Below are 20,855 nucleotides of genomic sequence, written 5' to 3'. Positions count from 1 at the left end.
TAGAAAAAACAGGACCCTCAGATCCTGTTTTATTTTATTTATTTATTCACTTTTGTTGATAAGATGTTAATTCTAAGCCGGGATTTGCATTTAGTGCCAAATCACTTCTTACTCCCTTTTCATATAAAATGCTTCCAGCAGCAGCAATCATGGCAGCATTATCTGTGCATAAAGATAGTGGTGGGATTGTTAATGTTAATCCATCTCTTGAAGAAAATTCTTTTTCTAAAGCAGTTCTTAAACCCTTATTAGCTGCAACACCGCCTGCTAATAACAACTGTTTAACATGATATTTATCCACAGCTTGTGCAGTCTTTGTGACTAAAACGTCGATAACACTTGCTTGAAAGCTTGCTGCCACATCTTTGGGATCAAGTTCAATCCCCTTTTGTTTTGCATTGTGGAGTGTGTTAATAACGGCAGATTTAAGGCCACTAAAGCTAAAATCAAAGGACCCTTCACTTAGCCAAGCCCTTGGTAAATCGATAGAGGCTTGACCTTCATGAGCTAATTTATCAATATGAGGACCACCCGGGTATGGAAGGCCAAGAGTTCGTGCGACCTTGTCATAAGCTTCCCCGGCAGCATCATCGAGAGTTTCACCAATTACCTCAAAATCTCCATGCTCTCTCATATATACTAATTCTGTGTGTCCACCGGAAACCACCAGAGCAAGTAAAGGAAATTCCAATTCATGAATAAGTCGATTAGCATAAATATGGCCGGCAATATGATGGACTCCTATTAAAGGAATACCCTGTGCAAAGGCTAAGGCTTTTGCTGCATTAATGCCTGTTAATAGTGCTCCTACTAGTCCAGGTCCTTCAGTAACTGCAATTGCTGATAGATCCGCAAAAGTAAGATCTGCTTGTTTCATTGCTTCCTCAAAAACAATTGTTAATTGCTCAACATGATGTCGGGAAGCAATCTCTGGAACTACCCCACCAAACCGTTTGTGACTTTCAATTTGTGATGCAACAACATTTGCGACAATTTCACGGCCGTTTTTAATAATCGCAGCAGCAGTTTCATCACAGCTTGTCTCTATTCCCAGTATATATTGGTCTTTTTCAATCATATTAAATTCACCCACATTACTAAAGCATCTTCTTGATTATCTGTATAATAACGCTTCCTTATACCACCAGGTAAAAATCCCACCTTTTTGTATAGGGACTGTGCGATGTGATTAGACACTCTAACCTCTAAAGATAGTCTTTTTGCATTCATTTCTCTACTTAATTGAATAGTAAATCTTAAAAGAGCTTCACCTATATTTCTCCCTCTGTATTCAGGGTGAACTGCTATATTTGTTATTTGGGCATCATCCATGATGACCCATAAGCCACAATAGCCAACCACTTTACCATCCAGTTCAACTACTAGATATTTGGCAAATAAATTTTGCTCAAGCTCATAATATAGAGATTCCTTCGTCCATGGTGCTGAGAAAGATTGACACTCTATTTGATATACTTCTTCAATATCTTCTCTTACCATTTTTCTTATTGTAAACTCGTTATCCACAATAGCCACCATCTTATTTTTGCTGTTCTAGCCATTTCGCTTCAGCTTCAGCTAGTCTTATGTAATTTGGTACAAGACTATGAACATCTTCAGCATTCTTTTTAAGCCCTATAATTGCTAACTCACTTGGTCTCGGATTATGCAGAGCTACTTGTGCACTTTCCGCCATTTCACCAAGTACATGTGTAATTGCTTTCTCATGTATAGGGAGATCATTACCTAGAAATAGAATACGCTCATTTTTAGACTTTAACATCTCTAACCAATCTGTTAACAATAAATTTTGATCATTCTCCACAGTAACTAATTCCTGATTATCATATTGATATAAACCTGTGTAAACTTGTCCTCTTCTAGCATCAAATATTGGAGAGATCAGTCCATTAAAGAAACGCCCATTTGCCGCCAATATTTCCAAGCTTGAAACACCTACAATGGGAAGTTGAAGGGCCCATGCCATTGTTTTAGCAATTGAAACACCAATCCGAACACCAGTATAAGACCCAGGACCAGTTGCTACAATAATTTTATCTAGCTGTTTCGGTGTTATATCACAATCACTTAAAAGTCTTTCAACAGCTGGCATTGCTCGTACAGAATGGTTTTTCTTTAAATTTGTGATATATTCTCCAATGACTTTATCTTCTTCAACAATTGCGATTCCCAACACATTATTGGTTGTATCAATGGCTAATGCTTTCATCATTTAACTCCTTACACAGTCCAACATAATAAGATCCCTTAGGACTCATGATAATCGTTCTTGTTGTATCATCTACATAAAGAATTTTTATATCTAACCGTTCACTAGGTAACTGTTCTTCTATCAGATGAGCCCATTCTACAACAGTAACTCCACTTGCATGAAAATACTCATCGAAACCTAGGTCCTCATCAGAATCTTCTACTCGATAAACATCCATGTGATATAAAGGCAGTCGTCCATCATGATATTCCTTTATAATAGTAAATGTCGGGCTGTTAACATTACGTTTAATCCCCAACCCCCTTGCCAAGCCTTTAGTAAAAGTAGTCTTACCGGCACCTAAATCTCCCTCTAAAGTAATGACAGCATTGGGCTCTAGTTTTTTTGAAAGATTTATGGCAATCATAGTTGTATCTTCAGTACTTTTTGTTATAAACTCATATTTTTCCACTCTTCTACTCACCTTACTTATTTCTGAAGTGGTTATACCCTGATTTTTCAATTCTGACTAATTCTTGATTAACAGTCTGTAGCATAACTCCAGAATGTTTTTGATCTACTAAACCAATTTGTGTTATTTTCAAATCCATTTTATCACAAGTTTGTTTTAACTTTTCCCATGAGTTCCGTGAGGTGGTCCCGACTAATTCAAAATCTTCGCCACCATAAAGAATCCATTTGTAAATATCATTTGATGAACTCAATGATAAAAGTTCATCACTGACAGGAAGCTGATCTTTAAAGACTGTTATACCAACATTACTTGCTTCACTAATTTCATTTAATTCACTAGCTAGCCCATCACTAACATCATTTAATGAAGCGCGATATAATCCACCTATAAGTCTACCTGCATTTACACGAGGTGTAGGCTTTTTATGACGGTTTATAAGGTATTCTTTCGATTGTTGATTATGTATTTGTACGTGATCTAATAAAATAGCTAAACCTGCAGATGAATCTCCTACATTACCTGTTACAAAAACAATATCTCCATCACAAGCCTTGTTTCTAAGAGTCTGTGTTTCTTGTTCAACTTCTCCTATAACAGTAACCGATATAACAAGTTTGTCAGATGTAGAAACTGTATCTCCACCTAATAGATCCATTTTATATTCCTTTGCAAGCTCGTCCATGCCTTTATAAATCCCTACTAGTTCCTCTTCTTTCCAACTAGAGGGAACAGTAATAGAAACTAGATAATAAAGAGGGATACCTGCCATAGCAGCAATATCACTAATATTAACTGCCAATGCTTTATAGCCTATTTCAAAAGGAGTAGATAAATGTTTAAGAAAGTGAACTCCTTCTACCATAGTATCTACACAAACAACTTGGTTGCGATTCAGACTCGGTTCGTAAACAGCTGCATCATCCCCAATTGCTACTTTTACATTCTTTTGAAAAGTACGATTTGGTTTTACTTTAAGAATAAAATCAAATTCATCCATTTCATACTCCATCTTTTTTAGTTATTCGCTAATATTACGAAAAAACCTTAGGAATTGTTTCCTAAGGAGTCACTGTTAGCGTGTAAGCATTTAAACTTAGTTTAACCAAGTTTTATCTATTCTATCGTACCATATAAGGCTTTATGGTGGTATTATTTAAATTCTTATCTATGTACAAAAATATTATGAATAAACATAAAAAAAACGAAACATCATTGTTTCGCAAGCAATCAATATATGGCGGTCCGGACGGGACTCGAACCCGCGACCTCCTGCGTGACAGGCAGGCATTCTAACCAACTGAACTACCGGACCAGAGTTTTTTCATGAAGTGAAAATAACTTACCTTAACATAATATTTTATGATAATTTGGTTGCGGGGACAGGATTTGAACCTGCGACCTTCGGGTTATGAGCCCGACGAGCTACCAGACTGCTCCACCCCGCGATAATAAGAAGAAAACTTATAGTATTCTATGCACTTTTACTATTGCGTATACTGACCGTCCCGATTTCAGGATGATTATTCAAGATGCTGCTCAATCGGTACGCTGAAGTCATTCAATGAAGCATATTCAATCGTGCTCCACCCCGCGATAATAAGAAGAAAATTAAACTACTTGGCGACGTCCTACTCTCACAGGGGGAATCCCCCAACTACCATCGGCGCTGAAGAGCTTAACTTCCGTGTTCGGCATGGGAACGGGTGTGACCTCTTCGCCATCATCACCAAATAATGTGGTTTACGGCTTCCGATGAACTTCACATTTCTGCGTCATCTCATTCGTCAACATCCTCACGTACTGAAGTACGCTCCGGTGTCTCCTCAATCGATTCCTTGAACTGTTCGTTCCTCGAAACCCTTTCACTTTGTATAAAGTTTTCAGGAATACATATTCCTTCAAAACTAGATAACGATTTACAATTCATATTCACTACTGAGTTTAACGTTCTTACATGTCCAGCTCCAGAAGCTAAATCCTACGGTAATTTCACTCTCTCGAAGAAGTCAAAGAACGACTTCATCTCGATCGCTCCAATTCCCTATGGATTTGAACGAGCTTCTTCCGCTTTTCTATTTAGGTTAAGTCCTCGATCGATTAGTATCAGTCAGCTCCACACGTCACCGCGCTTCCACCTCTGACCTATCAACCTGATCATCTTTCAGGGATCTTACTCACTAATGTGATGGGAAATCTCATCTTGAGGGGGGCTTCATGCTTAGATGCTTTCAGCACTTATCCCTTCCGCACATAGCTACCCAGCTATGCCTTTGGCAAGACAACTGGTACACCAGCGGTGCGTCCATCCCGGTCCTCTCGTACTAAGGACAGCTCCTCTCAAATTTCCTACGCCCACGACGGATAGGGACCGAACTGTCTCACGACGTTCTGAACCCAGCTCGCGTACCGCTTTAATGGGCGAACAGCCCAACCCTTGGGACCGACTACAGCCCCAGGATGCGATGAGCCGACATCGAGGTGCCAAACCTCCCCGTCGATGTGGACTCTTGGGGGAGATAAGCCTGTTATCCCCGGGGTAGCTTTTATCCGTTGAGCGATGGCCCTTCCATGCGGAACCACCGGATCACTAAGCCCGACTTTCGTCCCTGCTCGACTTGTAGGTCTCGCAGTCAAGCTCCCTTGTGCCTTTACACTCTACGAATGATTTCCAACCATTCTGAGGGAACCTTTGGGCGCCTCCGTTACATTTTAGGAGGCGACCGCCCCAGTCAAACTGCCCACCTGACACTGTCTCCCAGCCCGATCAGGGCTGTGGGTTAGAATTTCAATACAGCCAGGGTAGTATCCCACCGACGCCTCCACCGAAGCTAGCGCTCCGGCTTCTCAGGCTCCTACCTATCCTGTACAAGCTGTACCAAAATTCAATATCAGGCTACAGTAAAGCTCCACGGGGTCTTTCCGTCCTGTCGCGGGTAACCTGCATCTTCACAGGTACTATAATTTCACCGAGTCTCTCGTTGAGACAGTGCCCAGATCGTTACGCCTTTCGTGCGGGTCGGAACTTACCCGACAAGGAATTTCGCTACCTTAGGACCGTTATAGTTACGGCCGCCGTTTACTGGGGCTTCGGTTCAAAGCTTCGCTTGCGCTAACCTCTCCCCTTAACCTTCCAGCACCGGGCAGGCGTCAGCCCCTATACTTCGCCTTGCGGCTTCGCAGAGACCTGTGTTTTTGCTAAACAGTCGCCTGGGCCTATTCACTGCGGCTTTTCCGGGCTATTCACCCTAAAAAGCACCCCTTCTCCCGAAGTTACGGGGTCATTTTGCCGAGTTCCTTAACGAGAGTTCTCTCGCTCACCTTAGGATTCTCTCCTCGCCTACCTGTGTCGGTTTGCGGTACGGGCACCTCTCACCTCGCTAGAGGCTTTTCTTGGCAGTGTGGAATCAGGAACTTCGGTACTATAGTTCCCTCGCCATCACAGCTCAGCCTTATGTGACAACGGGATTTGCCTCGTTGTCAGCCTAACTGCTTGGACGCGCATATCCAACAGCGCGCTTACCCTATCCTTCTGCGTCCCCCCATTGCTCAAACGGTGAGGAGGTGGTACAGGAATTTCAACCTGTTGTCCATCGCCTACGCCTTTCGGCCTCGGCTTAGGTCCCGACTTACCCTGAGCGGACGAGCCTTCCTCAGGAAACCTTAGGCATTCGGTGGAGGGGATTCTCACCCCTCTTTCGCTACTCATACCGGCATTCTCACTTCTAAGCGCTCCACCAGTCCTTACGGTCTGGCTTCACAGCCCTTAGAACGCTCTCCTACCACTGTTCTAAAAGAACAGTCCACAGCTTCGGTGATACGTTTAGCCCCGGTACATTTTCGGCGCAGAGTCACTCGACCAGTGAGCTATTACGCACTCTTTAAATGGTGGCTGCTTCTAAGCCAACATCCTGGTTGTCTAAGCAACTCCACATCCTTTTCCACTTAACGTATACTTTGGGACCTTAGCTGGTGGTCTGGGCTGTTTCCCTCTTGACTACGGATCTTATCACTCGCAGTCTGACTCCTGAACATAAGTCTTTGGCATTCGGAGTTTGACTGAATTCGGTAACCCGATGGGGGCCCCTAGTCCAATCAGTGCTCTACCTCCAAGACTCTCATTTCAAGGCTAGCCCTAAAGCTATTTCGGAGAGAACCAGCTATCTCCAAGTTCGATTGGAATTTCTCCGCTACCCACACCTCATCCCCGCACTTTTCAACGTGCGTGGGTTCGGGCCTCCATTCAGTGTTACCTGAACTTCACCCTGGACATGGGTAGATCACCTGGTTTCGGGTCTACGACCACGTACTTATTCGCCCTATTCAGACTCGCTTTCGCTGCGGCTCCGTCTTATCAACTTAACCTTGCACGGGATCGTAACTCGCCGGTTCATTCTACAAAAGGCACGCCATTACCCATTAACGGGCTTTGACTACTTGTAGGCACACGGTTTCAGGATCTCTTTCACTCCCCTTCCGGGGTGCTTTTCACCTTTCCCTCACGGTACTGGTTCACTATCGGTCACTAGGGAGTATTTAGCCTTGGGAGATGGTCCTCCCTGCTTCCGACGGGATTTCACGTGTCCCGCCGTACTCAGGATCCACTCTGGAGGGAACGAAGTTTCAACTACAGGGTTGTTACCTTCTTTGACGGGCCTTTCCAGACCTCTTCATTTACTCCGTTCCTTTGTAACTCCGTACATGAGTGTCCTACAACCCCAAGAGGCAAGCCTCTTGGTTTGGGCTTCTTCCGTTTCGCTCGCCGCTACTCAGGAAATCGCGTTTGCTTTCTCTTCCTCCGGGTACTTAGATGTTTCAGTTCCCCGGGTCTGCCTTTAATACCCTATGTATTCAGGTAAAAATACTACTCCATTACGAGCAGTGGGTTTCCCCATTCGGAAATCTCCGGATCAAAGCTTACTTACAGCTCCCCGAAGCATATCGGTGTTAGTACCGTCCTTCATCGGCTCCTAGTGCCAAGGCATCCACCGTGCGCCCTTAACAACTTAACCTTTGACATCGAAGATGTCGTTTAAATCAATTATTAAGAGAATCACTAAACTAAGCGTTTAAACTCAGTGAATTACTTGAATTGTTTTCGTTATCTAGTTTTCAAGGAACATAGTAAAGAAAGATCAATATGATCTCTCAAAACTAAACAAAATACCAAGCGTGCTCCATTTTCCTTAGAAAGGAGGTGATCCAGCCGCACCTTCCGATACGGCTACCTTGTTACGACTTCACCCCAATCATCTGTCCCACCTTAGGCGGCTGGCTCCAGTGAGGTTACCCCACCGACTTCGGGTGTTACAAACTCTCGTGGTGTGACGGGCGGTGTGTACAAGGCCCGGGAACGTATTCACCGCGGCATGCTGATCCGCGATTACTAGCGATTCCGGCTTCATGCAGGCGAGTTGCAGCCTGCAATCCGAACTGAGAATGGTTTTATGGGATTGGCTTGACCTCGCGGTCTTGCAGCCCTTTGTACCATCCATTGTAGCACGTGTGTAGCCCAGGTCATAAGGGGCATGATGATTTGACGTCATCCCCACCTTCCTCCGGTTTGTCACCGGCAGTCACCTTAGAGTGCCCAACTTAATGCTGGCAACTAAGATCAAGGGTTGCGCTCGTTGCGGGACTTAACCCAACATCTCACGACACGAGCTGACGACAACCATGCACCACCTGTCACTTCGTCCCCCGAAGGGGAACCTTCTATCTCTAGAAGTAGCGAAGGATGTCAAGACCTGGTAAGGTTCTTCGCGTTGCTTCGAATTAAACCACATGCTCCACCGCTTGTGCGGGCCCCCGTCAATTCCTTTGAGTTTCAGTCTTGCGACCGTACTCCCCAGGCGGAGTGCTTAATGCGTTTGCTGCAGCACTAAAGGGCGGAAACCCTCTAACACTTAGCACTCATCGTTTACGGCGTGGACTACCAGGGTATCTAATCCTGTTCGCTCCCCACGCTTTCGCGCCTCAGCGTCAGTTACAGACCAGAGAGTCGCCTTCGCCACTGGTGTTCCTCCACATCTCTACGCATTTCACCGCTACACGTGGAATTCCACTCTCCTCTTCTGCACTCAAGTTCCCCAGTTTCCAATGACCCTCCACGGTTGAGCCGTGGGCTTTCACATCAGACTTAAGAAACCGCCTGCGCGCGCTTTACGCCCAATAATTCCGGACAACGCTTGCCACCTACGTATTACCGCGGCTGCTGGCACGTAGTTAGCCGTGGCTTTCTGGTTAGGTACCGTCAAGGTACCAGCAGTTACTCTGGTACTTGTTCTTCCCTAACAACAGAACTTTACGACCCGAAGGCCTTCATCGTTCACGCGGCGTTGCTCCGTCAGACTTTCGTCCATTGCGGAAGATTCCCTACTGCTGCCTCCCGTAGGAGTCTGGGTCGTGTCTCAGTCCCAGTGTGGCCGATCACCCTCTCAGGTCGGCTACGCATCGTCGCCTTGGTGAGCCGTTACCTCACCAACTAGCTAATGCGCCGCGGGTCCATCTGTAAGTGACAGCTAAAAGCCGTCTTTCAATTTTGAACCATGCGGTTCAAAATGTTATCCGGTATTAGCTCCGGTTTCCCGGAGTTATCCCAATCTTACAGGCAGGTTACCCACGTGTTACTCACCCGTCCGCCGCTAACCTAAGGGAGCAAGCTCCCATTGGTTCGCTCGACTTGCATGTATTAGGCACGCCGCCAGCGTTCGTCCTGAGCCAGGATCAAACTCTCCAATAAAGAGTTGATATAGCTCATAAAAGTTTGTACTATATAGTACGTTTTTTTGTTAATCGAGATTAACATTTGCACGCTTGGTTTTGTTTAGTTTTCAAAGATCATTATTTGGAGCGGGTGAAGGGAATCGAACCCTCATCATCAGCTTGGAAGGCTGAGGTTTTACCACTAAACTACACCCGCAAGGTGACTCGACTGGTCGGGAAGACAGGATTCGAACCTGCGACCCCTTGGTCCCAAACCAAGTGCTCTACCAAGCTGAGCTACTTCCCGTATATGGCGCGCCCGAGAGGAGTCGAACCCCTAACCTTTTGATCCGTAGTCAAACGCTCTATCCAATTGAGCTACGGGCGCATAATTTAATTTATCTTAACGAGCGACTTTACAATAGTAACACCTTAAGAACTAACAAGTCAATACTTTTTTAAAATATTTTTTATGTGTTCTTCTGGTGCGGCCGAGAGGACTTGAACCTCCACGGGGTCGCCCCCACTAGGCCCTCAACCTAGCGCGTCTGCCATTCCGCCACGACCGCGAAATCAGTTTTACTGATATAAAAAAACATTGGTGCGGGTGAAGGGACTTGAACCCCCACGTCACAAGGACACTAGATCCTAAGTCTAGCGCGTCTGCCAATTCCGCCACACCCGCAAGGTGTGTAAATGGTGAGCCATGAAGGACTCGAACCTTCGACCCTCTGATTAAAAGTCAGATGCTCTACCAACTGAGCTAATGGCTCATCTTATAATGAGTAATAATATTTAGTTATTCTCTTGTAATCGACACCCAAATTTCAGTAAGCTTATTCAAGCCGCAGCTCAATTTGTGTGCTGATGTAATGCTTCGAAGCTTATTCGTTCGTGCTCTACCAACTGAGCTAATGGCTCTTCATTTTATAAACAAATGAATATAAATGGCTGGGCTAGCTGGATTCGAACCAACGCATGTCGCAGTCAAAGTGCGATGCCTTACCGCTTGGCTATAGCCCATTGAAGTTATGTTACAAAACATTTATGTCTTGAGCAACAAGAATCTAATGATATCAAACTAATAAAGTAATTTCAACTAGTAATTAATAACAGTAAATAATGGCGGTCCGGACGGGACTCGAACCCGCGACCTCCTGCGTGACAGGCAGGCATTCTAACCAACTGAACTACCGGACCAAAGTTTTTTCACGTAGTGAAAATAACTCACCTTGACTTTAAGTTTTAAGCTTCATTACCCTAGTAACATTAATCATATCCGAGAAAAAATAGGAGGTGAGCTACAAGTGTGCCCACTTCCTACTCTCTAACAATATAATTATGACCCATACGGGATTCGAACCCGTGTTACCGCCGTGAAAGGGCGGTGTCTTAACCGCTTGACCAATGGGCCATTATAATATGGCGGAGAAGGAGGGATTTGAACCCTCGCGCCGCTCACGCGACCTACACCCTTAGCAGGGGCGCCTCTTCAGCCTCTTGAGTACTTCCCCATATGGCTCCGCAGGTAGGACTCGAACCTACGACCGATCGGTTAACAGCCGATAGCTCTACCACTGAGCTACTGCGGAACAATTTCTAACAGACTTCTTTAATTATATTTATTAAAGCATGTCTTGTCAAGAATTCATCGTATTTACCTTTATTTATTTAACAGCCATCAACGACGGCTTTTATAATTTAACATAGTATCAACTTAAGAGTCAACCCCTTTTAAAAGATAGATTTTACCAGCACACTTACCGCAAACTAAACGTGTTGTGTCTACTTTTCTTTTTCTTTTGTACTCATGATGACAAGCTGAACACTTATAGATGAGAGAGGCGTGTCTTTTTTTAGAATCAGTTTTTAAAGACGTACAAAATCTAGGTGCACCTACTTCTTTTAATAATAATTTAAAATCTTGATCTCCGTGCTTATATCCCTTTCCTTCTATATGAAGATGATAGTGACAAAGCTCATGTTTGATGATCCCAATCATTTCTTCCAGTCCATGTTCAAGATAATACTTTGGATTAATATCAATGTTATGGGTGCTTAGCATGTACCTCCCACCAGTTGTTCTCAATCTTTTGTTAAAGATTACTTTATGCTTAAATGGTTTTCTAAATAAGCTTATTGAAATGTCTTCCACCAATTGTTGCAGTTTTTCATCATTCATAAAAAATTCCTCCATATATGTAACACCACACTTGCCCAATGCATACATTATAAACACCCATACTCCATTATAATAGTTAAGGAGGTATGAGCAATGCCATCTTGGTTACAAAATCAAATGCAGCGGGCGTTTTTAGAAAAAAATCGCTATCAAATAAAATTACTTAATCAATGCTGGTTTTTCTATAGAGAAAAACACTGCTCCTAAAAGGAGGCCACTGAAAATCTGACGATTTTAAAGATTATTCATGTGAGTTTAAAAAGAGCCGACTTTTTTTCCTTTTTTAGGAATTAAAGTCGGCTCTTTCTTTGCATTAGCCACATATTTTCTCTAATTTTCCCCTAGTAGCTTTAGAATTCTTTTAATGTTTACCGTAAATATAGCCATGGCGCCTTGCAACTCCATGCTAATTAGACCCGAGGATTTTGCCACATTATACCCGTGTCTGTGTTTTAATTCACTATTTTTCGCTTCAATTTTATAACGCTCTTTAGACTTTTCCTTAAAATATACACTTTTCTGGAATTGTGCTTGGGATGAATGTTGATCAGACTTAAGGGAAACAGAATATGTTTTACTTTTGGCTCCCTCTTTGTAGCACCCTTCTCTGAAAGGACATCTCTTGCATTTTTCAACATTAAAATAGTAGGTATCAACTTGGTTTTTGCCTACTCCTTTTTTACCTTGCCTAGCTTTCCGTACAGCCATATGCCCTGCCTTGCAGACATACATGCCCGCATCCTTATTGAATTCAAATTCATCCTCTTTTTTTCGGGTACCCTGAGTTATGGAAGGATTTAATTTTGAGACCAGTTTAATTCCATTTTCCTTACTATATTGAATGTTGTCTTTCTCAGAATACGCAGTATCCCCAATAACCGTTTCAATTTCCATTCCTGCATCTATACTTTTCTCAACAAGTGTCTGTAGCTCTTTTCCATCATTTTTTTCTCCGGTTGTAATCGTTGCGGCTGTAATAATTCGCTCTTCACTCATCGCCAGATGAGTTTTATAGCCAAAGAATGATGAGTCAGCTGCTTTGTGTCCGACTTTGGCATCTAGATCATTCATGGACTGTAGCTGTTCGATATCATCTGCAACGGCTTCTTTCAGGAGATTAAGATGTTCCTTGACTTTTGGATACTCTAAAAGGCTTTCTTCCTTTTCAATCACTTCAATGAGCTCTTGGGAATAAGTAATCTCATCTTCAAGTAGATCATTGTTTGGCTTTACGGGGAATTTCTTCTTCATACTCTCGTTAATTTTATAAATTGCTTTTCTGAGGTTTTTGGAGCGCTCCATTAGTATTTCTTTTGGAGTCATTTGATTATATCTCGCCTTTGTATGGGTGGCATCTACAATAATGGACTTGCTTTTAATAATCTCTTTCTCAATGGCAATCTCCACTGTCTTATTGATAAGCATGTCTAATAAGTTCATGTCTTTTAACCTAAGCTTACGAAACTTTGTCAAAGAACTTGAATCAATAACGGCTTCCTCCGGAGCCATATCCAAAAAATATTTGAAGGACATATCATATTTTGAACGCTCGATAATATCAACATCTGAAACATCATGAATGGTTTTCAAAAACAAATATTTAAACATGCGAATAGGATCTATCGCATTCCGCCCATTATCTAGACAATATTTATCCTTTAATTCTTCGTAAATAAAAGAAAAGTCAATTAGATCCTTAATTCTTCGTAACATATTATCCTGAGGAACGACGATATCATATAGAGCCACATATGGACTAAACATCATTGTTTGTTGTTTTTGTATCATTGGAAACCACCCACTTATATTTATAATTTTAATTATAAAGTAAAAAAGGTAGAAAAGTTCACCTAAGTGAATCTTTCTACCTTTTACTTGGACTTTTTCAGTGGCCTCCCTAAAAGCAGTGTTTCTTTTTGGTTTCTTCACTCACCTTCAGCTCTTCAGCATAGTAAGTGCTACTCGACCTTTCTTGAAGTCCACATCATCCACCCAAACTGTTACTACGTCACCAACAGATACAACATCTAATGGGTGTTTTACAAAAGAACGACTAAGTTTAGAAATATGCACTAATCCATCTTGTTTTACCCCGATATCAACAAATGCTCCAAAGTCGACAACATTGCGAACTGTTCCTTGAAGCTCCATTCCTTGCTGCAAATCCTCCAGTTTTAATACATCCTTCTTTAACAAAGGCTTAGCAACTTCATCGCGGGGGTCCCGCTCAGGACGAATTAATGCATCACATATATCCTTTAAAGTTAGCTCCCCAATTGATAATACATCAGCTGTTTCTTTTAGATTTAAACTTTTCACTTTGTCTTTTAATACTTCGCTTCCTAAGTCGGCCAAAGAAACATTTAATTGCTTCAATAATTTCTCAACTTCCCCATAGCGTTCAGGGTGAATACTTGTCCGATCTAAAGGATGATCTCCATCAAGAACTCGTAAGAAGCCAATACATTGCTCATATGTTTTTGCTCCTAGACGAGGGATATCTTTTAGTTGTTTACGGTTAGAGAATCTCCCTAACTCTTCTCTTTTTTTCACAACATTGTTTGCAACTGCCTTACTGAGTCCAGCTACATACTGAAGTAAGGAAGATGATGCAGTATTTACGTTAACTCCAACCTGGTTTACAACTGTTTCAACAACAAACGTTAGTGATTCATTTAGTTTCTTTTGTGAAACATCATGTTGATATTGGCCTACACCAACTGATTTAGGGTCAATCTTAACTAGTTCAGCTAAAGGATCCTGAAGTCTTCTTGCAATAGAAACAGCACTTCTTTCTTCTACCTGTAAATTTGGGAACTCTTCCCTAGCAAGTTCTGATGCTGAATACACACTTGCTCCTGCTTCGTTAACGATAAGATATGATATATCTCCGGCTAATTCTCTTAGAATGTCTGCAATGAATTGCTCTGTTTCTCTTGATGCTGTTCCATTTCCGATTGCAACAACCTCTATATTAAATTGTTTTATAACATCTACTACCTTTTCTTTTGCTTGTTCTTTCTTATTAACAGGCGGATGAGGATATACCACCCCAATATGAAGCATTTTTCCAGTTGGATCTACAACTGCTAATTTACAGCCTGTTCTAAAAGCAGGGTCAACACCTAGCACCATTCTTCCTTTTAATGGTGGTTGAAGGAGTAAATTTCTTAGATTTTCTGAAAAAATATGTATTGCACGGTCCTCCGCCTTTTCTGATAACTCTTTTCTGATTTCACGCTCAATTGATGGTTGAATAAGACGCTTATACGCATCTTCTATTGTCTCAATCACCAAATCATTCACAACCGATTTTTTCCCCTTCAACTCTTCTTTTTGAAGGTAATCTAGTATCTGATCAGTTGGCGACTGAAGGGATATGCGCAATATATCTTCTTTTTCACCTCGGTTAATCGCCAAAACACGGTGAGGAACAATTTTCTGGATTGGCTCTTCATACTCATAATACATTTCATAAACATTCTTCTCATCTTTTTCTTCATCCTTTGCTACAGAAGAAATAGATCCTTTTCGGAACGTTAACTCTCTAATCCATTGGCGATATTTTGGCTGATCTGAGATTTGTTCTGCTACAATATCTTTTGCACCTTGTATGGCCTCTTCTACTGATGTTACACCTTTTTCTTCATTTATAAATCCTTTTGCCTTGAGTTGGATATCCCCTTCACTTGGCAAACTTAGAATCCAAGTTGCAAGTGGCTCTAACCCTTTTTCCTTTGCAACAGTCGCCTTCGTTCTTCTCTTTTGCTTATATGGTCGATATAAATCTTCTACCTGTTGAAGCTTCATTGCTTTATTAATATCAACAGCAAGTTGTTCAGTTAACTTCCCTTGTTCTTCAATTAAACGCAATACTTCTTCTTTACGATTTTCAAGGTTTTGTATGTATGTCCATTTCTCGGATATATCACGTATCTGCACTTCATCCAATGCACCAGTTTGCTCTTTTCGATAACGGGCAATAAATGGAACTGTATTGCCTTCTTCTAATAATGAAATAACATTCGCAACCTGTTTTATATTGATCGCAAGCTCCTTGCTGATATGCTGCATGATTTTAGTTTGTTTTTCTTCCATATCCGAATCCTCCAACTGAGTTATATTCCTTCAAGCACATGTAAACATTTTACCAAATATATTTGTTCTATTAAAATAAATGGCCATATTAAGTTTAAAATATTGTCCTAGTTTATAAATTAAAAATAGTCGGCTCACTATTTCCTTAGAATAGCTGACCGACTATATATGTTAAATCATCATTTAATGTTTTTGTATATTCTTCAAGTTGTCGTGATAGATCTTCAACAGATTCACCTTTATTTAATAGTGCCTTTATCCCCGGAAGAACTAATCCGTCAGTATGAATGATAAACTTAGAGCCTTGTTCATATGTGTAGGTTTGTGTACGATACTTTTGAGGTTTACCAGAAAGATATCCTAATATCGGAAGAGGATATATATAAGTCCCGGATGGCGCACAAAGAATAAATCGTATATTACCAACGGAGCTATAGGTAAATTCTCTTGTCTTAAAGTCTGCCTTTAAGATAGAAACAGTTGCTCCCCGTTTATCTTTCAGCTCTTCATTACATAATTTCATTAAATCTTCTACATCTTTATCATCATTCTTTTCGACTAACGAACTTATTGCTGCGGAGGATTCATTTGCCCGTTCCCCACTACCTAACCCATCGGCTAAGGCACAGATTAAATATTCATCTGTTGCTTTTATAAAAAAGCTATCACCACAACACGATTTCCCTGCTTTCGGTAACTGAAATGCTAATGTATGAACATGTTGATTATAATCTTGAACAATCATTTATTTAACTCCGGGGGCATGTCTTTTGACAGTGCTTCTCTTAATTTTTGAATAGCTCTCCTTTGTAGCCTTGATACATGCATTTGAGAGATACCTAACTGTTCACCAGTCTCTTTTTGACTTTTATTCAAAATAAACGTACATTCGATAATTTCCTTTTCTCGATCTGATAAAACATGCAATACACTCTGAAGCATTAGTTTTTGATTCACTTTTTCATACCCCTGCTCTTGCGAACCAACAATATCAAGAATGGTAACAGTACTTCCATCAGAATCAGCCTCAATAGAATGGTCGACCGATAAAGCCTGGTAGCTTTTCCCCATTTCCATCGTTTCTAATACTTCCTCTTCAGTTACATCTAGGTATTCCGCTATCTCCCTAACTTGTGGAGATCGTTGATTTTCATTTGTTAACTTGTCTACAGCAGCCTTAATCTTGGGTCCTAATTCTTTAATCCTTCTCGGAACATGAACACTCCATGTTTTGTCTCTTAAGAAACGTTTGATTTCTCCGATTATGGTTGGAATGGCAAAAGCTTCAAACGGCTTTCCAACAGTAGGGTCATATCTTCTAATAGCGCCCAGTAAACCAATCATGCCCACCTGTCTAAGATCTTCATGAAAGCTTTTCCCTTTGGAATATTTCTTCGCTAAGGTTTCAACTAAACCGGTATAGTGTTCAACGAGTGCCAATTGGGCTACTTTACTTTCTGTTTTCTGAAAGTCTAGTATTAACTCGTTCACCTCTTCTTTAGTTAGCTTCATATTTTGAGATGGTTGTGCCATGATCTATTCGCTCCCCGCTTAAATACTTGATCATGAAGACCGTTACCCCAGCGTTAACATGGACACGGACTTCATCCATGAGCGTTTCCATCAAATAGAGACCTAAACCTCCTTCAGGAAGTTGGTCTACTGGACTTGAAGCAGAATAAGGACCAAGTTCATCTTTAGTTTTCTCAAAATCAAAGCTTTTGCCATTATCAGCAATCATTACTTCTAATCGATCTTCATATAAACCAAATCCAACGACCACTTCGCCCTCTTCATTGGTCTTATATGCATGCTGAACAGCATTTGTACAAGCTTCACTTGTAGCAATCTTCAAATCTTCAATATCATCATATGAATATCCCATTCTACTAGCAATCCCAGAGAGGGTTAAACGAATGATACCTACATATTCTGGTTTGGCTGGAACCTTCATCTCTATATAATCTACTAATTGCTTCATTGTACCCCACCCTCTGATTTTGAAGATATATCAATGATGTCACTTAGTCCAGTTATACTAAATAAGCGCTCCAGACGATCTGATAATTCTGCTAAATTTAACTGCCCGCCGTTTTTTCTTACGCTTTTCAACAAACCAACAAACACACCTAAACCCGTACTATCCATATAAGATACATTTTTTAAATTAATTGTAATATTAGGATTCGGCTCTTCCGCTAATGGTATGATGGCTTCTCTTAACTTAGGTGCTGTATAAGCATCAATTTCACCTGCGACGGAGACAATCGCTTGATCTCCAAGTTTATTTATTTCAACTTTTAAATTCACCCGTTATCACCTCAAAAGAACTTTTATGCTATTACATACCCTGTAAAAGATACTGCTAAACCATTCTTCTAATAATTATTAATGTGAAATCATCCCTTAATTGGAAATCCTGCATTTTTTCAAAATGCCTGTAGATTTTTTCTACAATTTGCTGAGACGTTAGATCTATATTCTGATGAATTAAATCTGTAATTGCTGATCTTTCAACAAACCCTTCGTCAGTCCTAGATTCTGTTACTCCATCTGATAATAGGACTACCATATCTCCAGGTTTAACATTCTTCTGATACTGCTTATATTTGAAGTTTTGATCGATCCCTAAAACAAGACCCTTAGCAGTAAGATCCTCAAACTCTCCGGTTGAGGAATGATAATAAAACCCCGGTTCATGTCCCGCTGAAGCATATGTGAATAAGTGGTCAACTGTATTATACATTCCGTAAAACATCGTAATAAACATGCTCGGATCTACATTCCGTTCAACCACTCTATTTAAATTTTCCAGGATTTGATTTGGATTTTTACGTGATTCCGGAAAGCTATCCATTGCATATTTAATCATAGACATGCACAAAGCTGCCGGAATTCCTTTTCCAATAACATCTGCCACCGCGATACTTATTCCTTGTTCATCCTGAACAAAATGATGATAATCTCCATTCATTTGCTTTGCAGGAACACTTATCGCTCCAATATCCAGAGAATCAATAGCAGGAACAGATGTCTCTAACAGTGTTTGCTGAACATTTGCGGCAATTTGGATTTCAGATCTAATCTCTAGCTGCTGGTCTCTCAAACTCTGATGTTCTTGATAGGCTAATCCGTATCCCATCATCACCTCAAGCAGGAAGTCTAATGAAGATAAAACCTCTTGCTGTATATCAGGGAAAAGCTCTTGAAGAACTTTCCTATGTGTACTAATGATTTCTTCAGGTGGAATCTGATGTTCAATCGTTTTTCGACTGAACTTTTGTCCTTGATAAAGTGCTGTTTCTGTTTGTTCATTTAAGTAATTTCTTAATAGCTCCGAATATTTTGTCTCAAGAAAATCACGATAATCCATTTACGTCCTCCTACCGAAGCCATTTCACCGCCTGAATATCTGTTCCTTCACCTACTGTGGAAGAAATATCAAATTCATCCATTAGACGTTTGACTCCCGGCAAACCTGCACCCAAACCTCCAGAAGTAGAAAACCCGTCTTCCATCACTTTTCGAATATCAGGAATTCCCGGTCCATTATCAATGGCTGTTATTTTCAAACCACTTTTTCCAAGGTCATTAATGCGTTCAATACGCATCTCCCCTTGCCCTGCATATAGATATATATTACGAGCTAATTCGGATATAGCAGTAGTAATTCTCGCTTGATCCACTGTACCGAAGCCAAGCTCTTTTGCAACATTCCGACCAAGTTGGCGGGCTGCTACAATGTCCCATTCGGTGACAATTTTAACACAGGATTGGTTTTCCATGCTTTACTCCCCCAACTCCCGCTGTAATGTTTCAAGCCCTTTTTCTAGGTCTAAAGCTGTTTGTACATCCTCAAGCTGGATGCCTAACTCAATTAATGTAATGGCAACAGCAGGCTGTATTCCTGTTAATACAACTTTTGCTCCCATAAGCTTCGACATACTAATTACGTCACCCAGGACCTTTGCGATGAAAGAATCAATAACATCAACTGATGTTAAATCAATAACAACCCCATTTGCACCTGTCTCATGAATTTTATGAAGGAGATCTTCCTGAAATTGTAGAGCAGTTTGGTCATCTAACTCCCACTGAATTGAGATTAGCAAACAATTATGAAGCTTTAAGATTGGTATTCTAGCATTCATTAGTTATTCCTCCAAGGATACGATTTGACGATTTGACGATTTGTCATTTCCAATGCAGATTCTATTCCTTTTTGAAGACTATTCTTTGTAATAACTTGACTTAGATCAATCCCCAGATTGACAATTGTTTGAGCAATTTCAGGTCTTATCCCAACCAATAAACATTTTGCACCAACTAATCTTACTGCCTCCGATGCTTGAATAATATGATGAGCAACCATTGTATCAACAACTGGCACTCCCGTAATATCGATTAACACAACCTCAGCACGATGCTTAACAACACCTTGCAACAAGTTCTCCATTATCCGTTTTGCTCTCTCAGTATCAATTGTTCCTACTAAGGGCATAACGGTAATATTATCAAAAACCGGAATAAGCGGTGCAGATAATTCTTGTAAAGCTATTTTTTGAAGAGAAACAGTTCGCTCCCAAGAAGATGCATAGTGATAAAGAACTTCACTGTTAATTGGAGCAATCCATTTATCAAATGCCCAGACTAACGCCATTTTCTCCTCATCAGTGTTCTCAACTGTCATCATCTCAAATAAAAGCTTACTCATTTCCTGTAAACTTGTTGAAATAAAACGAAGAGACCACCCTAATTGAACAACTCTTTGTGAAAACTCAGAAATCTTACTATTAATTTCATCATCTGACTTTCTAAAATATTGTAATAGTATATTAATATATTCATTGCAAATGTTTGTATATACTTGATCAGAAATAACGTTTGATACCTTCTGGTCATCCACGTTCTTCATTTTTTCTTCCCATTTTATAATCAGTTCTTCTCTGTTTGTTTGAATAAATGTCAAAAATGGATTAGAATCTTGACTCATCGTTCTGTTACTCCTCCTTAAAATTCACGGTCAATGTCATCGCTTTAATTATACAGATTTCTTTGGACAAAAAAAAGCACTACACAGAATACTCTTTTAAGTGCTATAGGGATTTTCCCATTAGTAAGACAAACATGTATACATAGATACGATAAAATCGTATACAAAAGAACCTTCAAAACAAAAAATAAAG

The 20,855-nt window shown here is 40.8% G+C and carries 17 protein-coding genes, 13 tRNA genes and 3 rRNA genes; 1 reads left to right on the top strand and 32 read right to left on the bottom strand.

Annotated features, from left to right (window positions below; genetic code table 11):
- Window positions 1-46: 46 nt before the first annotated feature.
- The 22 genes from tsaD to LPC09_RS01255 form a co-directional block, all read right to left on the bottom strand.
- The gene (tsaD, locus tag LPC09_RS01360) at window positions 47-1,078 is read right to left on the bottom strand and encodes a tRNA (adenosine(37)-N6)-threonylcarbamoyltransferase complex transferase subunit TsaD (protein ID WP_098798903.1); all 1,032 of its coding nucleotides are present in this window, start codon (window positions 1,076-1,078) and stop codon (window positions 47-49) included.
- Window positions 1,075-1,527, bottom strand: coding sequence for a ribosomal protein S18-alanine N-acetyltransferase (gene rimI, locus LPC09_RS01355; RefSeq protein ID WP_442920009.1), 453 nt, complete (start codon window positions 1,525-1,527; stop codon window positions 1,075-1,077). The genes tsaD and rimI overlap by 4 nt, the downstream gene beginning before the upstream one ends.
- A 13-nt stretch (window positions 1,528-1,540) precedes the next feature.
- Window positions 1,541-2,230, bottom strand: a complete 690-nt coding sequence (gene tsaB, locus LPC09_RS01350) for a tRNA (adenosine(37)-N6)-threonylcarbamoyltransferase complex dimerization subunit type 1 TsaB (RefSeq protein ID WP_098798901.1) — start codon at window positions 2,228-2,230, stop codon at window positions 1,541-1,543.
- On the bottom strand, window positions 2,211-2,684 hold the full coding sequence (tsaE, locus tag LPC09_RS01345; RefSeq protein WP_098798900.1) for a tRNA (adenosine(37)-N6)-threonylcarbamoyltransferase complex ATPase subunit type 1 TsaE: 474 nt from the start codon (window positions 2,682-2,684) through the stop codon (window positions 2,211-2,213). The genes tsaB and tsaE overlap by 20 nt, the downstream gene beginning before the upstream one ends.
- Before the next feature lie 13 nt (window positions 2,685-2,697).
- A complete protein-coding gene (gene thiL / locus LPC09_RS01340) occupies window positions 2,698-3,684 on the bottom strand; it encodes a thiamine-phosphate kinase (protein WP_098798899.1) in 987 nt (328 codons plus the stop codon).
- Window positions 3,685-3,922: 238 nt separating this feature from the next.
- Window positions 3,923-3,999: transfer RNA gene (locus LPC09_RS01335), tRNA-Asp, on the bottom strand.
- Between the two features lie 56 nt (window positions 4,000-4,055).
- Window positions 4,056-4,132, bottom strand: a tRNA-Met gene (locus LPC09_RS01330).
- A 170-nt stretch (window positions 4,133-4,302) separates the two neighbouring features.
- Window positions 4,303-4,418, bottom strand: a 5S ribosomal RNA gene (rrf, locus tag LPC09_RS01325).
- A 346-nt stretch (window positions 4,419-4,764) separates the two neighbouring features.
- Window positions 4,765-7,696: ribosomal RNA gene (locus tag LPC09_RS01320) — 23S ribosomal RNA — on the bottom strand.
- A 178-nt stretch (window positions 7,697-7,874) separates the two neighbouring features.
- A 16S ribosomal RNA gene (locus tag LPC09_RS01315) occupies window positions 7,875-9,426 on the bottom strand.
- Together the 16S, 23S and 5S rRNA genes with 13 tRNA genes alongside form the textbook arrangement of a ribosomal RNA operon.
- Window positions 9,427-9,532: 106 nt before the next feature.
- Window positions 9,533-9,606 (bottom strand) — tRNA-Gly (locus LPC09_RS01310).
- Window positions 9,607-9,619: 13 nt separating this feature from the next.
- Window positions 9,620-9,696 (bottom strand) — tRNA-Pro (locus LPC09_RS01305).
- A 4-nt stretch (window positions 9,697-9,700) separates the two neighbouring features.
- Window positions 9,701-9,777: transfer RNA gene (locus tag LPC09_RS01300), tRNA-Arg, on the bottom strand.
- Between the two features lie 95 nt (window positions 9,778-9,872).
- Window positions 9,873-9,958, bottom strand: a tRNA-Leu gene (locus LPC09_RS01295).
- Window positions 9,959-9,988: 30 nt separating this feature from the next.
- Window positions 9,989-10,074 (bottom strand) — tRNA-Leu (locus tag LPC09_RS01290).
- A gap of 12 nt (window positions 10,075-10,086) precedes the next feature.
- Window positions 10,087-10,162, bottom strand: a tRNA-Lys gene (locus LPC09_RS01285).
- Window positions 10,163-10,337: 175 nt separating this feature from the next.
- Window positions 10,338-10,412 (bottom strand) — tRNA-Gln (locus LPC09_RS01280).
- A gap of 100 nt (window positions 10,413-10,512) precedes the next feature.
- Window positions 10,513-10,589: transfer RNA gene (locus LPC09_RS01275), tRNA-Asp, on the bottom strand.
- Between the two features lie 142 nt (window positions 10,590-10,731).
- Window positions 10,732-10,803, bottom strand: a tRNA-Glu gene (locus LPC09_RS01270).
- A 9-nt stretch (window positions 10,804-10,812) separates the two neighbouring features.
- Window positions 10,813-10,903: transfer RNA gene (locus LPC09_RS01265), tRNA-Ser, on the bottom strand.
- A gap of 3 nt (window positions 10,904-10,906) precedes the next feature.
- Window positions 10,907-10,981 (bottom strand) — tRNA-Asn (locus tag LPC09_RS01260).
- Between the two features lie 125 nt (window positions 10,982-11,106).
- Window positions 11,107-11,571: a SprT family protein gene (locus LPC09_RS01255; RefSeq protein ID WP_231308826.1), complete on the bottom strand. Its 465-nt coding sequence runs from the start codon at window positions 11,569-11,571 to the stop codon at window positions 11,107-11,109.
- Between the two features lie 93 nt (window positions 11,572-11,664).
- Here LPC09_RS01255 and cmpA point away from each other — a divergent pair, with 93 nt between their 5' ends.
- Window positions 11,665-11,778: a cortex morphogenetic protein CmpA gene (gene cmpA, locus LPC09_RS01250; protein ID WP_098799762.1), complete on the top strand. Its 114-nt coding sequence runs from the start codon at window positions 11,665-11,667 to the stop codon at window positions 11,776-11,778.
- A gap of 123 nt (window positions 11,779-11,901) precedes the next feature.
- On the opposite strand, the gene LPC09_RS01245 is transcribed toward cmpA, so the two are convergent.
- From LPC09_RS01245 to LPC09_RS01200, 10 genes are all read right to left on the bottom strand, one after another.
- Window positions 11,902-13,359: an IS1182 family transposase gene (locus tag LPC09_RS01245; protein WP_231308825.1), complete on the bottom strand. Its 1,458-nt coding sequence runs from the start codon at window positions 13,357-13,359 to the stop codon at window positions 11,902-11,904.
- Between the two features lie 147 nt (window positions 13,360-13,506).
- The gene (locus tag LPC09_RS01240; protein WP_098797607.1) at window positions 13,507-15,669 is read right to left on the bottom strand and encodes a Tex family protein; all 2,163 of its coding nucleotides are present in this window, start codon (window positions 15,667-15,669) and stop codon (window positions 13,507-13,509) included.
- Window positions 15,670-15,814: 145 nt separating this feature from the next.
- Window positions 15,815-16,414 (bottom strand): PP2C family serine/threonine-protein phosphatase, encoded by a 600-nt coding sequence (locus LPC09_RS01235; protein WP_098797606.1) that lies wholly within the window; start codon window positions 16,412-16,414, stop codon window positions 15,815-15,817.
- Window positions 16,411-17,202: an RNA polymerase sigma factor SigB gene (sigB, locus tag LPC09_RS01230; protein WP_098797605.1), complete on the bottom strand. Its 792-nt coding sequence runs from the start codon at window positions 17,200-17,202 to the stop codon at window positions 16,411-16,413. The genes LPC09_RS01235 and sigB overlap by 4 nt, the downstream gene beginning before the upstream one ends.
- Window positions 17,168-17,650 (bottom strand): anti-sigma B factor RsbW, encoded by a 483-nt coding sequence (gene rsbW / locus LPC09_RS01225; protein WP_098797604.1) that lies wholly within the window; start codon window positions 17,648-17,650, stop codon window positions 17,168-17,170. Before rsbW ends, sigB begins: the two co-directional genes overlap by 35 nt.
- Window positions 17,647-17,979 (bottom strand): anti-sigma factor antagonist, encoded by a 333-nt coding sequence (locus tag LPC09_RS01220; protein ID WP_098797603.1) that lies wholly within the window; start codon window positions 17,977-17,979, stop codon window positions 17,647-17,649. The genes rsbW and LPC09_RS01220 overlap by 4 nt, the downstream gene beginning before the upstream one ends.
- Before the next feature lie 55 nt (window positions 17,980-18,034).
- Window positions 18,035-19,042 carry a PP2C family protein-serine/threonine phosphatase gene (locus LPC09_RS01215; RefSeq protein ID WP_098797602.1) on the bottom strand — a complete coding sequence of 336 codons (1,008 nt, stop codon included), beginning with the start codon at window positions 19,040-19,042 and terminating at the stop codon, window positions 18,035-18,037.
- 10 nt (window positions 19,043-19,052) lie between these two features.
- The gene (locus LPC09_RS01210; RefSeq protein ID WP_098797601.1) at window positions 19,053-19,454 is read right to left on the bottom strand and encodes an anti-sigma regulatory factor; all 402 of its coding nucleotides are present in this window, start codon (window positions 19,452-19,454) and stop codon (window positions 19,053-19,055) included.
- A gap of 3 nt (window positions 19,455-19,457) precedes the next feature.
- Window positions 19,458-19,820 carry an STAS domain-containing protein gene (locus LPC09_RS01205; protein ID WP_098797600.1) on the bottom strand — a complete coding sequence of 121 codons (363 nt, stop codon included), beginning with the start codon at window positions 19,818-19,820 and terminating at the stop codon, window positions 19,458-19,460.
- Window positions 19,820-20,662 carry an STAS domain-containing protein gene (locus LPC09_RS01200; protein ID WP_231308824.1) on the bottom strand — a complete coding sequence of 281 codons (843 nt, stop codon included), beginning with the start codon at window positions 20,660-20,662 and terminating at the stop codon, window positions 19,820-19,822. Before LPC09_RS01200 ends, LPC09_RS01205 begins: the two co-directional genes overlap by 1 nt.
- Window positions 20,663-20,855: the final 193 nt, after the last annotated feature.

Source organism: Metabacillus sp. B2-18 (genome assembly GCF_021117275.1).
In the GTDB taxonomy this organism is placed as follows: Bacteria; Bacillota; Bacilli; order Bacillales; family Bacillaceae; genus Metabacillus.
This window is presented reverse-complemented; position numbering and strand designations above follow the sequence as displayed.